The organism is Flavobacterium aquariorum (genome assembly GCF_003254745.1).
GTDB lineage: Bacteria > Bacteroidota > Bacteroidia > Flavobacteriales > Flavobacteriaceae > Flavobacterium > Flavobacterium aquariorum.
This window is the reverse complement of record NZ_QKXH01000001.1, coordinates 190,889-203,676: the sequence shown is the minus strand read 5'-3', so window position 1 is coordinate 203,676 and position 12,788 is coordinate 190,889. Positions and strand designations below refer to the sequence as shown.

General features: G+C 33.9%; 11 protein-coding genes. 10 read left to right on the top strand and 1 reads right to left on the bottom strand.

Features of this window, described 5'->3' with window-relative positions; translation table 11 throughout:
* The first annotated feature begins 88 nt into the window (after positions 1 to 88).
* The 8 genes from hppD to DOS84_RS00900 all read left to right on the top strand — a co-directional run bounded on the left by hppD (position 89) and on the right by DOS84_RS00900 (position 10,468).
* Positions 89 to 1,249: a 4-hydroxyphenylpyruvate dioxygenase gene (gene hppD / locus DOS84_RS00935; RefSeq protein WP_111408236.1), complete on the top strand. Its 1,161-nt coding sequence runs from the start codon at positions 89 to 91 to the stop codon at positions 1,247 to 1,249.
* 281 nt (positions 1,250 to 1,530) lie between these two features.
* Positions 1,531 to 2,304 (top strand): DUF3108 domain-containing protein, encoded by a 774-nt coding sequence (locus DOS84_RS00930; RefSeq protein WP_111408235.1) that lies wholly within the window; start codon positions 1,531 to 1,533, stop codon positions 2,302 to 2,304.
* Positions 2,301 to 3,233, top strand: a complete 933-nt coding sequence (locus tag DOS84_RS00925; protein ID WP_111408234.1) for a tryptophan 2,3-dioxygenase family protein — start codon at positions 2,301 to 2,303, stop codon at positions 3,231 to 3,233. Before DOS84_RS00930 ends, DOS84_RS00925 begins: the two co-directional genes overlap by 4 nt.
* 18 nt (positions 3,234 to 3,251) lie before the next feature.
* On the top strand, positions 3,252 to 4,469 hold the full coding sequence (locus tag DOS84_RS00920) for a M23 family metallopeptidase (protein ID WP_111408233.1): 1,218 nt from the start codon (positions 3,252 to 3,254) through the stop codon (positions 4,467 to 4,469).
* Positions 4,470 to 4,608: 139 nt separating this feature from the next.
* Positions 4,609 to 6,252: a glucose-6-phosphate isomerase gene (gene pgi, locus DOS84_RS00915; protein WP_111408232.1), complete on the top strand. Its 1,644-nt coding sequence runs from the start codon at positions 4,609 to 4,611 to the stop codon at positions 6,250 to 6,252.
* Between the two features lie 295 nt (positions 6,253 to 6,547).
* Complete coding sequence (locus tag DOS84_RS00910) at positions 6,548 to 9,364, top strand: TonB-dependent receptor (RefSeq protein ID WP_111408231.1); 2,817 nt, start codon at positions 6,548 to 6,550, stop codon at positions 9,362 to 9,364.
* Positions 9,365 to 9,468: 104 nt separating this feature from the next.
* Positions 9,469 to 9,891, top strand: coding sequence for a hypothetical protein (locus DOS84_RS00905; RefSeq protein WP_111408230.1), 423 nt, complete (start codon positions 9,469 to 9,471; stop codon positions 9,889 to 9,891).
* Positions 9,892 to 9,973: 82 nt separating this feature from the next.
* The gene (locus DOS84_RS00900) at positions 9,974 to 10,468 is read left to right on the top strand and encodes a septal ring lytic transglycosylase RlpA family protein (protein ID WP_111408229.1); all 495 of its coding nucleotides are present in this window, start codon (positions 9,974 to 9,976) and stop codon (positions 10,466 to 10,468) included.
* A gap of 2 nt (positions 10,469 to 10,470) precedes the next feature.
* On the opposite strand, the gene DOS84_RS00895 is transcribed toward DOS84_RS00900, so the two are convergent.
* On the bottom strand, positions 10,471 to 10,938 hold the full coding sequence (locus DOS84_RS00895; protein ID WP_111408228.1) for a CYTH domain-containing protein: 468 nt from the start codon (positions 10,936 to 10,938) through the stop codon (positions 10,471 to 10,473).
* A gap of 152 nt (positions 10,939 to 11,090) precedes the next feature.
* Between DOS84_RS00895 and dinB the strand changes: the two genes are divergently transcribed.
* Both dinB and DOS84_RS00885 read left to right on the top strand, forming a co-directional pair.
* Positions 11,091 to 12,173 (top strand): DNA polymerase IV, encoded by a 1,083-nt coding sequence (gene dinB, locus DOS84_RS00890; RefSeq protein WP_111408227.1) that lies wholly within the window; start codon positions 11,091 to 11,093, stop codon positions 12,171 to 12,173.
* Between the two features lie 94 nt (positions 12,174 to 12,267).
* Positions 12,268 to 12,783 carry a PAS domain-containing protein gene (locus DOS84_RS00885; protein ID WP_111408226.1) on the top strand — a complete coding sequence of 172 codons (516 nt, stop codon included), beginning with the start codon at positions 12,268 to 12,270 and terminating at the stop codon, positions 12,781 to 12,783.
* Positions 12,784 to 12,788: the final 5 nt, after the last annotated feature.

Below are 12,788 nucleotides of genomic sequence, written 5' to 3'. Positions count from 1 at the left end.
CTATTTGTGAATGTGTCAATGAGATAATTTTTTATCGGAATGCACATTATCTTATTTTCTAATTATCTCATTTTCTAATTAAAAAGTCATGGCAAAAGAAGTTAAATCAGTAGAATACGGATTAGAGAAAATATTCGAAGGAGCGCAAGATTTCCTTCCGCTTTTAGGAACCGATTACGTCGAGTTCTACGTAGGTAACGCAAAACAATCGGCACATTATTATAAAACGGCTTTTGGTTATCAATCATTGGCCTACGCCGGATTGGAAACAGGAGTAAAAGACAGGGCTTCTTATGTTTTAAAACAAGATAAGATCCGAATTGTTTTAACCACTCCATTAACGCAAGATTCTCCTCTTCATGATCATCTAAAAAAACATGGGGATGGTGTAAAAGTAGCCGCACTTTGGGTAGAAGATGCAAGAAGTGCTTATGAAGAAACCATGAAACGTGGTGCTCGTTCCTTTATGGAGCCAACAGTTGAGAAAGATGAGTTTGGAGAAGTAGTACGTTCGGGTATCTATACTTACGGAGAAACGGTTCATATTTTTGTGGAACGAAAAAACTACAACGGTATTTTCTTGCCTGGATACAAAGAATGGAAATCTGATTACAATCCGGAACCAACAGGTCTGAAATATATTGATCACATGGTTGGAAATGTGGGTTGGAACGAAATGAATACTTGGGTGAAATTCTATGAAGACGTAATGGGATTTGTTAATTTCCTTTCTTTCGATGACAAACAAATCAATACCGAATATTCGGCTTTGATGAGTAAAGTGATGTCCAACGGAAACGGAAGAATCAAATTCCCTATCAATGAGCCAGCCGAAGGAAAGAAAAAATCACAAATTGAAGAATACTTGGATTTTTATGGGGGACCCGGGATTCAGCATATCGCCATTGCCACCGATGATATCATAAAAACTGTTTCACAATTAAAAGCAAGAGGCGTAGAGTTTTTATCCGCACCACCACATACCTATTATGAGGCCATTCCTGAACGATTGGGAGTGCATATGGATATGATGAAAGAGGATTTGACCGAAATAGAAAAACTGGCCATTATGGTCGATGCAGACGAAGATGGTTATTTATTACAAATTTTTACCAAACCTGTTCAAGATCGTCCAACTTTGTTTTTTGAAATTATTCAAAGAATGGGAGCAAAAGGATTTGGTGCAGGGAACTTTAAAGCACTTTTTGAATCAATAGAACGCGAACAACAATTGCGAGGAACTCTGTAAAATTTCATTTTTATTGAATTATCAAAAAAAAATATAGTTAAATAACCCTTAAAGTTGCAAATGTTGTGTTAAACTTGGTTTTTCGTTAAGAAAAGCTCGATTTATACAATACCTTTGCACTCGCAAATCAGGAAGGGGTGGTTTCCTTCTTAGTTTCATATAAATTTTCATAATTTATAGTTTTTTGGTTAGTTAATAGCATAAAAACTCGGTCATTAATTTGACTGAGTTTTTTTGTTTTAATACATTTGAGGTTATTTTAGTTGTAATGTATCGAATCCATGAAAAAAATTATAATTTTCTTGTTAGTGGTCATCACTTTAGGTTTCGATACTCAAAAAGATGAGGCTTTTTCCGGGGGTGAATTTCTAAAGTTTAGAGTGCATTATGGCATCATAAACGCGGGTTATGCTACAATCGAGGTCAAAGATGAAATGCTAAGCGGTCAGCCCGTTTATCATGTAATCGGGAAAGGATTCTCTACGGGGATGGCCAAATTCTTTTTTAATGTAGAAGATGTCTATGAAAGTTATATAGATAAGGATACTAGAAATCCCTATAAATTTGTTCGAAAAATCAATGAAGGTGGATATACTAAAAATCAAGAAGGCTTTTTTAACCAAAAGACCAATAGAATCTTGGTGAAAGATTACAAACACAATACTGAAAAATCATTTAACTTTTCCAAAAACACTCAGGATATATTGTCTTCGTTTTATTATTTACGAAATTATCCCAATATCAATAAAATTAAGGCAGGGGAATCAGTAGTTATTGATATGTTTTTTGATAATGAAACTACAAAATTTAAGTTAAAATTCATAGGTAGAGAAGATATTACAACTAAATTTGGTGTTGTTTCTGCCATGATTTTTAGACCTTTAGTACAGTCCGGACGTATATTTAAGGAAGAGGAAAGTTTAACGCTTTGGATTTCAGACGACTACAATAAGATACCGGTTCGTATAAAAGCGACCCTTTTGGTGGGTTCGATCAAAGCCGATTTGGAGGAATACAAGGGATTGAATAATCCGTTTAAATTAAAATCAAAATGACAATAAATGATACCACTGCATCAATTTTAGATGAAATTGATCAAAAATTTCAAAAGATAAATCAAAAAACGGAGACTCACCTCGAAGGATTGCTTTGGTCCAAACCTATTACATATTGGGATTACATTCAAACGGATGCATTATTGAATTTACAGATTCAAAGAACAACGCTTCCAGATGAAATGGTTTTTATCATGTATCATCAAGTCAATGAATTACTTTTTAAAATGGTACTTTGGGAAATGCATCAAATTTCCTATGCGGAAAAACTGACAACTGATTTTTTTACCGAGAGATTAATGAGAATTAGTCGTTACTTCGATATGCTTACTACTTCTTTTGATATTATGGGAGACGGAATGGAAGTCGAACAATATATGAAATTTAGAAATACCCTAACTCCAGCCAGCGGTTTTCAAAGTGCACAATATAGAATGATAGAAATTGCTTCGACTGATTTAATCAACCTTATTGATTACCGTTTTAGATCAACTATTGATAGAAATACGCCTTACGAACACGCCTTGGATCACATGTATTGGCAAGCAGCGGGTAAAGATCATCAAACAGGTGAGAAATCTTATTTACTATTAGAGTTTGAACGTAAATACAAAGCCGCATTTTTGACCCAAATGGAAGAGTACAACACGATAAACCTTTGGCAGAAATTTAAGCAATTACCGGAAGCCGATCGTGAAAATCCTGAATTGGTGAAAGCCATGCGTCATTATGATCACACAGTAAATATTACTTGGGTAATGGGTCATCTAAATGCCGCCAGAAAATATATTGATAATGGTAAAGGAGATGGTGAGGCAACGGGAGGAAGTGATTGGAAAAAATACATGCACCCAAGATACCAAAGGAGAATTTTCTTCCCGGAATTATGGAGTGAAGAGGAATTGGCCAATTGGGGGGTAGAAAACTAAAGATTAAAAAGAGATAACTTGAAGAAGGTAATTGTAATTCTGGTAGTGCTGTTTTCCTTGATATCCTGTAACAGGAGTGAGGATGTTATTGAAAAACAAATAATTGTAAAATCAAAAAAAAATGATTTTGGTTTTAAATTTTCTGATTTTAATGTGGTACAGGATTCCGTAAAGTCAGGAGATACTTTTGGAAGTATTTTGCAAAATCAAAACATTGGAGACAAAAAAGTATTTGACATTGTTGCTCAAGTGAAAGACACTTTCGATGTACGCACGATTAGAATTAACAAACATTACACACTACTTCGTTCTAAGAATAAAACCAATACACTGGATGTTTTTATATACCAACCTGATGCTTTGAATTATTATGTAGTTGATTTACGGGATTCAATTGCAAAGGCATATAAAAAGACAAAACCTTTAACATTAAAACGCCGGACTATTGGTGGAGTGTTAAAAGGTTCACTATCCGAGACTTTAGAATCTGCTAATGTTGAAGGAGCCTTGGCAACGAGAATTTCTAAGATCTTTGCTTGGTCTATTGATTTTTTTAAAGTTAAAAAAGGAGATCGATTCGGATTAACCTTTACTGAAAGATACATTAATGATTCGATTTATGATGGAGTGGATAGTCTTGAAGCCGCTTTTTTTGAATATAAAGGGAAGATTATTTATGCTTTTCCATTTGAACAAAATCTAGGTTCAGGTAAACTTGATTATTACGACGAAGATGGAAAAACCCTAAAGAATTTTTTCCTTAAGACACCAATCAAATTTAGTCGCATTACCTCTCATTTTAGTTCTAATCGTTTTCATCCCGTTCAACAAATATGGAAAGCCCATAAAGGAACCGATTACGCTGCGCCATATGGAACGCCAATTTCTACAACAGCAGCCGGAATAGTGGAACAAACAGGTTATACCGCCGGAAACGGAAACTTTGTGAAAGTAAAGCACAACAAAGTGTATTCTACTCAATATTTGCACATGTCTCGAATATTGGTAAGACGGGGCCAGCATGTCAATCAAGGACAGACTATTGGATTGGTAGGAAGTACAGGGTTGGCCACTGGTCCACATGTATGCTACCGTTTTTGGAAAAATGGAGTTCAAGTTGATGCATTACGATTGAAATTGCCAAACGGAGAGCCAATGAACCCTAAAAATAAAGAACGTTTCTTAAAGAAAATCGAGCCACTTAAATTTGAATTGGATAGTGTTTCCAATTTATAGGAAACACGATTTTTAAGCTTATTTAAACCAAGTTAATTTATTCTTTTAATTTGAATTTAATTGTTATATAATGTACTGATTTTAGTCCAATCAAACTTATTTCAGTAAATTTGCGCAATTATAAAAAACTAGAATTAAAATGGCTTTAAATACGATAAACCCAACTGAAACTTCTGCTTGGAAAAAACTACAGGCACACTATAATGAAATACAAAAGGCTTCGATGACAGCAATGTTTCAAGCTGATTCTTCAAGAACCGAAAAATTCCATTTGAAATGGAATGATTTTTTGGTTGACTATTCAAAAAACCGAATTAATCAGGAAACAATTGATTTGTTGCTTGAGTTAGCAGACGAAACAGGTTTGAAAAATGCAATTTCTGATTATTTTGGGGGAGCAATTATCAATCAAACAGAAAATAGAGCTGTTTTGCATACTGCTTTGCGTGCCAAAGAATCTGCCGTGATTAACGTGGACGGAATCAATGTTATGCCGGAAGTGTATGCGGTAAAAAACAAAGTACAATCATTTACTAACGAAGTGGTTTCTGGAAAAAGAACTGGATATACTGGAAAACCATTCACAGATATCGTTAATATTGGTATTGGAGGTTCAGATTTGGGGCCTGTCATGGCAGTTGAAGCTTTGCAATACTATAAAAATCATTTAAACGTTCATTTTGCTTCCAATGTGGATGGAGATCACGTAAATGAAATTATTAAAAAACTAAATCCTGAAACTACCTTATTTGTAATTGTTTCCAAAACATTTACCACTCAGGAAACCTTAACCAATTCTGAAACGATTAAAGCTTGGTTTTTAAAATCGGCCAGTCAAGAAGATGTTGCCAAACATTTCGTGGCAGTTTCTACCAATATTCAAAAAGTAACCGAGTTTGGAATCAATCCTGACAATGTGTTCCCAATGTGGGACTGGGTTGGAGGGCGTTTTTCTTTATGGAGTGCCGTGGGACTTTCTATAAGTTTAGCGGTAGGTTTCGATAATTTCAATGATTTGTTAAGTGGAGCCAATGAAATGGACGAGCATTTCAAAACAGCCGATTTTGACAAAAATATTCCGGTAACATTGGCATTATTGAGTGTTTGGTACAATAATTTCTTTGGCGCCGAAAGTGAAGCTTTGATTCCTTATACACAATATTTACAAAAATTGGCTCCTTATTTGCAACAAGGAACGATGGAAAGTAATGGTAAGAGTGTAGGACGTGATGGGAAACCGGTAAATTATGAAACTGGAACTATTATTTGGGGAGAGCCAGGTACGAATGCGCAACACGCCTTTTTTCAGTTAATTCATCAAGGAACCAAATTGATTCCTTCTGATTTTATTGGATTTGTAAAACCATTATATGGTGATGAGGATCATCATGATAAATTAATGTCCAACTTTTTTGCTCAAACAGAAGCTTTGATGAACGGAAAATCACAAGAGCAGGTTCAGGCTGAGTTTGATAAACAAGGACTAAGTGCAGATAAAGCAAGTGTTCTTTTGCCGTTTAAAGTATTTACGGGAAATAAACCAACTAATACAATTTTGATTCAAAAATTAACGCCAAAATCATTAGGTTCTTTGATCGCGATGTACGAGCATAAGATTTTCGTGCAAGGAATTATTTGGAATATCTTTAGTTTCGATCAATGGGGAGTTGAGCTTGGAAAACAATTGGCTAATTCGATATTAGAAGAGATTCATACAAAACAAGTTAAGAATCACGATAGTTCTACTAAATTTTTATTGAATCATTTTTTAGAAAACAAGTAGATTGCTTTTAAAATAAATTGAAGGCTCTGATTTTTTATAATCAGAGCTTTTTTTATTGAATAAAGGGGGGTAATTTTTTTTGGAGGAAAAAAAAGAGAATTTAGTCTGTTGTTTTTAATGTGAAATTCTTATTTTTTTAAACTTTAATTAGTAAAAATGATAAAACATTAACGATAAAATTATAATATACTTTTCCGAGCTCTAAAAGTTATTAAAAGTGCAATTTCTTAAAGCTTTCTTAACATTAATTGATTCAAATGTTATAATTTTGCCAAAAATATTTAAACTAACAAGAATGAAGACAATGAAAAATTGGTTACTCTCTGGATTACTGTTTTTGATGGTTTCGACCGTATTTTCACAAGGAAAAATTACTGGAACTATCACAGATGGACAAAGTCCATTACCTGGAGCAAACGTTGCTATTAAAGGTACATCGGCAGGTGCTTCAACAGGTTTTGATGGTAAATTTACCATTAGTTCTACTGTAAACACTGGACAATTAATTATTTCTTACATTGGTTTCCAAAACCAAGCCGTTAATTTTACAATTTCAAACAATGGAACTACTGATTTAGGGAACATTGTTTTAGTATCTAATTCAAATGAATTGAGCGAAATAGTTGTTAAATCAACTGTTGTAGACGTTGCAAAAGACAGAAAAACTCCTGTTGCCGTTTCTACAATTAAAGCAACAGAAATCCAACAAAAACTTGGAACTCAAGAATTTCCTGAAGTTTTAAAGAACACTCCTTCGGTTTATGCTGTAAAAGGTGGTGGTGGATTTGGAGATTCAAGAATTAGTATTCGTGGATTTAGCCAAAATAACATTGCGGTTATGATTAATGGTGTACCTGTTAATGATATGGAAAACAGTTCTGTATATTGGAGTAACTGGGCTGGATTATCCGATGTAACTTCGGCTATGCAAGTACAAAGAGGATTAGGATCTTCAAAATTGGCTATTGCATCTGTTGGAGGAACAATAAATATATTGACTAAAACTTCTGATCAAAAAGAAGGAGGTTCTATTGGGTCTTCTTTTGGAAATGCAAATTATCTAAAAACACAAGCTTCTTATTCTACAGGTAAATTGGAGAATGGACTTTCAGCTTCTATTTTATACAGCCACACAATGGGAGATGGATATGTAGATGGAACTGATTTTGTTGGAGATAATTATTTTGTTGCTTTAGGTTATACTACAAAAGACAACAAACACGATTTTCAATTTACTTTTACAGGTGCACCACAATGGCATAACCAAAGAAGTTCAAGTATTACTATTGCTCAGTATCAAAAATATGGAGTTGATGGAGAGCCAAATATAAGATACAATTCTGATTGGGGATATTTGAATGGAGAAAAGTTTAGCATGACTAGAAACTATTTCCATAAACCAATTGGTTCTTTTAACTGGGATTACAAGATCAACGAGACTTCAAAATTATCTACTGTTCTTTATGGTTCATGGGGCCGTGGAGGTGGAGCTAGAGGTGCTGGAGGAGTTAGAGGTTCATCTTATACGGCAGATGCTTTTAGAACTGCTGATGGTTTAGTGGATTTTGATAAAATTCAGGCCTACAACTCTGGTCAAACAGTTATGATTAATGGAGTGGCTAGAACTAGAACGGAAATTAATGGTAATTTTCAAAACAGTTCAGATACAGGTAGAAAAGGTGCTGGAACAGCAACTGATCCATATGTTTATAATAGTACTTCAGGTATTTCTCAAATTTCATCTATCAATTCTCATGACTGGTATGGTGGTGTAATCAATTTCAATAAAAAATTCACAGAGAACATAACTTGGGATTTAGGGGTTGATGCTAGAACTTATGTGGGTATTCACTATCAAAATTTAAATAATTTGCTTGGTGCAGATGTTTATTTTGATAACACTGATAAGAATAATCCAAATAGAGTTTTGACTAATACCTACACTGTGAGTCCTTCTGGGAATCCTTTTTCAAATGCTACAGCTGGAGATAAAATCAATTTTTACAATGATGGAAATGTAAACTGGTATGGCGCTTTTACTCAATTAGAGTATTCTAAAGATAATTTGACTGCATTCATTCAAGGGGCTGTTTCTCAACAAGGTTTCAAAAGAGTGGATTACTTTAAATATTTAAGTTCTGATCCACTTTCTTCTACTGATTACGAAAACATACTTGGTGGTAACGTAAAAGGAGGAGTAAACTATAACATCAATGAACAGCATAATGTTTTTGCTAATGCTGGATATTATTCAAAACAACCATTTTTTAATGCAGTTTATCCTGGGAATGCTTCTATAGTGAATCCATATTTGGTAAATGAAAAAATCATGAGTGTTGAAGGTGGTTACGGTTTCCGTTCTAAAATTTTTACTGCCAATGTAAATGTTTATTATACTACTTGGGATGATAGAAATTTAAGAATAAATGATTCTAATACAACTACTAATAATGGTGGATATTATGATTATACAGGAATTAGTGAAACACACATGGGAGCTGAATTTGAAGGAAATGCTAGAATTACTGATAAATTCAAAGTTAATGGAATGTTCTCTTATGGAAACTGGGAATATAGTGGTAATGCTAATTCAACATTATACAATTCTGCTAACGTAGAATTGAGTAAAGCACTTTTATATTTAGATAAGGTTAAAGTAGGTGATGCTGCTCAAATGACAGCTTCTTTGGGAGCTTCTTATGAGGTTTTGGAAAGAGTTACTTTGGATGCTAATTATAACTATAATAATCATTTATATGCAGCAATTTCTCCTGAAAAATTCACAAAGGTTGATAATAAAGGATCTTTAGAATTGCCTTCTTACGGATTAGTTGATGCAGGGTTCTCATACAAAATGCTTGTAGGAGCAAAAAGAGATAAATCAGTAAATTTCAGATTGAATGTAAACAACGTGTTTGATAAAATTTATATTGCTGAATCTAGATCTAACTTCTTTGCTGATGATGACCTTCCTGTTGCAGCAGGTCAACCAGCGGGTTCAAAAGGGACTTATGCTTCAAACAATATGCTTTACAATGGTGTAGCAAATGTCAATCAAGTTTTCTTCGGATTTGGAAGAACTTGGAACTTTAGTTTACGTTACGATTTCTAAAAAAAGAATCGAAATACAGTTCAGAAAACCCCAATCGCTTTTTAGTGAATTGGGGTTTTTTTATGACTTTTTTGCTTATATTTGTTTAAATTAAAAAAATATTTATGTACACGATTTTACAAAAATTTCACTCAGGTTGGGCTTATATTGCATTGTTAGTTCTTGTTATCGCGGTTATTAATGCCATAATAGGAATGTCTTCTAAAAAAGAATTTACTTCAAAAGACAGAAAAATTGCTTTGTTCGGATTAATTGGAATGCATGTTCAATTGTTGGTTGGTATAATCTTGTATTTTGTTTCTCCACTAGGATTGGCCTCATTTGGACAAATGTCAGATAAAGCATTACGTTTAACTTCATTGGAACACCCATTAATCAATATCATTGCTATCGTTTTAATTACGATTGGTTGGTCAAAACATAAAAAATTAACTGCTAGCGAATCAAAATTCAAAACCTTCTCTATATTTTACGGTTTAGGGTTAGTGCTTATTTTAAGCAGAATACCTTGGTCCTTGTGGTTTTAGACCCATTTTTAAAAGTCCTGAAAAGGACTTTTTTTTACCTATAATTTTTTTGCAATTCAAAGTTTCACCTAATAAACTATAAATGAAAAAAATAATCACGCTTTTATTTATACTTGCCAATTTTGGTTTGGTAAGTGGTCAAAGTGCCATTATAAACAGCAAAAAATTTTCCATTAATAAAGACACTGTAAAAAAAACAACTAAGGTCGTCGAAAAAGAGTTTACGCCAGTAACAATCGCCCCAGATACTACTGCTGTGGAAACCGGAAAATTTGTATTCTTCAAAAAAAATGCTCATGCCTCATATTATCACGACAAGTTTAACGGAAAAAGAACAGCAAGCGGAAAACGATTTGACAACCAAAAATTAACAGCTGCTCACAGAAAATTCCCTTTTGGAACTAAGCTCAAAATTACCAATGAAGCCAATGGGAAGTCGGTAATAGTAGAAGTGATAGATCGCGGCCCTTTTGCAAGAGGAAGAGAAATTGATTTGAGTAAAAAAGCCTTTATGGATATTACTTCTAGCAAAAGCAGTGGTGCAGTAATTGTAAAAATAGAGGAATTACGAAAATAAATTCACCAATTTTTAAAAGGATTGCTGCTTAAGTAGGCATTGTAATATCTTTTGTCATTCGTAACTTCTTCACCGAGCCAGATTGGTTTTTCAAAAGATTCGGTTTCAGATTTTAGTTCGACTTCAGCCATAATCAGTCCTTGATTTTCACCATAAAACTCATCGATTTCAATAATATGACTACCCGTTTTGACTTCAAAGCGGGTTTTGTCAATTACGCCGGATTCACATAAAAGCAATAATTTTTCAGCTTCGTCAATTGGGATTTCTTTTTCCCATTCAAAACGGGACATACCCGAGTCGTTTGAGATTCCTTTTATGGTCAAGAAACCCTTGTTTCCTTTCACACGTACTCTTACGGTTCTTTCAGGAACTGAGCTTAAATAGCCTTGCTTTATTCTGTTTTGGGCAAAAGACTCTTCTTTGAATGCATTTGAAGTGACTAAAAATTTTCTTTCTATTTCTACCATCTCTTTAAATTTTATAAATCTAAAATCAGCAATCTAAATCTAAAATTGTACTGCCGTTCTTATCTGGGCTAGTTGCGTTCATCAAAGATATTCATTTATTTTTTAACAGTTTCGGCGTTTCATTTTTTTCAAAACGTTTCTAAATTTGTAATATGTCCGAACCGCTTCCACATAGAAAAATCATACACATCGACATGGATGCTTTCTATGCTTCGGTGGAGCAAATGGACAATCCTGAGTTGCGGGGAAAGCCCATTGCGGTAGGAGGTGCCGAAAATCGTGGAGTTGTTTCGGCGGCCAGTTACGAAGCCAGAAAATTTGGCGTCCGTTCTGCCATAAGCGGGGTTTTGGCAAAAAAAAACTGTCCTGAACTTATTTTTGTAAGACCACGTTTTGATCGTTATAAAGAAATCTCAAAGAAGATCCATAAAATATTTCGTGATTATACGGATTTAATAGAACCTCTTTCGCTTGACGAAGCCTATCTGGATGTTACCAAAAACAAAAAAGGAAATCCCAGCGCCAGTTTATTGGCACAAGAAATTAGGGAAAGAATATTCAATGAAGTTGGACTAACAGCTTCAGCGGGGATTTCGGTCAATAAATTTGTGGCCAAAATCGCGAGTGATTACAATAAACCCAACGGTCAAAAAACGGTCAATCCAGATGAAGTTATTTCTTTTTTGGAACAATTGCCCATCCAAAAATTCTACGGAGTAGGGAAGGTTACCGCCGAAAAAATGTTTCAACTCGGAATTTTTACGGGTTTGGATCTGAAAAGTAAATCAGTCGAATTTTTGGAAAAGCATTTCGGAAAGTCGGGTGGTTTCTATTACAATGTAGTTCGTGGAATTCACAACAGTGAAGTGAAATCCAACCGGATTACAAAATCGGTAGCAGCCGAACATACTTTTGATATTAATCTTTCCTCGGAAATATTTATGTTGGAAAAGCTTGAAAGAATTGCATTGGAATTGGAACGCCGTCTAAAGAAACATCAGATTTCGGGTAAAACGATTACCCTTAAAATAAAGTACAGCGATTTTACCCAACAGACGCGAAGCAAAACAATGCCTTATTTTATTTCAGATAAAGCGCTGATTTTTGAAACGGTTAAAGAACTATTATATCAGGAGAAAATGAAAGATTCGGTTCGGCTATTGGGAATTTCTTTAAGTAATCTAAATACGGAAATCAAAAAGACAGTTGTAGTACAGCTTAAATTTGATTTTTGATTTTGTAGAAAACAGGTTCAACAATAGTTAAAACCTTACAAGCGAGACTTTATTGTTTGAATTGTTTTTATCTTTGAATTTTAAAAGCAAAATTATGACAACTCTAAAGGAAGGCAATAATCCGAAAGCAAAGTATTTCGCCTCTTTGAAAGGAAATTCATTTCCATTAATTTCTTGGGGATTCAGTGCGATTTTTCAAACTGAAATAAAAAAGATTGTTTTAGATACCAATAAAATATTGAATCTTGCCCAAGACAAAAAATGGAAAAATGTAAATTGGAATTTTAGAAATAAGTTAGAAGAAAAGGTTATACTCATTACCGATTCTAAATTGAATATTGTTTTTGCTTCTCATAACATGCATAAAATGAATGGTTATGTTGAAAATGAAGTTCTTGGCAAAACACCAAAAATGTTTCAAGGAAAGGAAACCGTTTTAAATACTTCCAGCGAAATTAGAGAAGCTATTGCATTGCAAAAACCATTCGTTAAACAAGTTTTGAATTATAAAAAAAATGGAGAACTCTATTATTGTAATATTGAAGGTTTTCCAATTTTTAATAAAAAAGGGGAACTGGTAAACTTCATAGCATTTGAAGAAGCAGCTTAACTTTT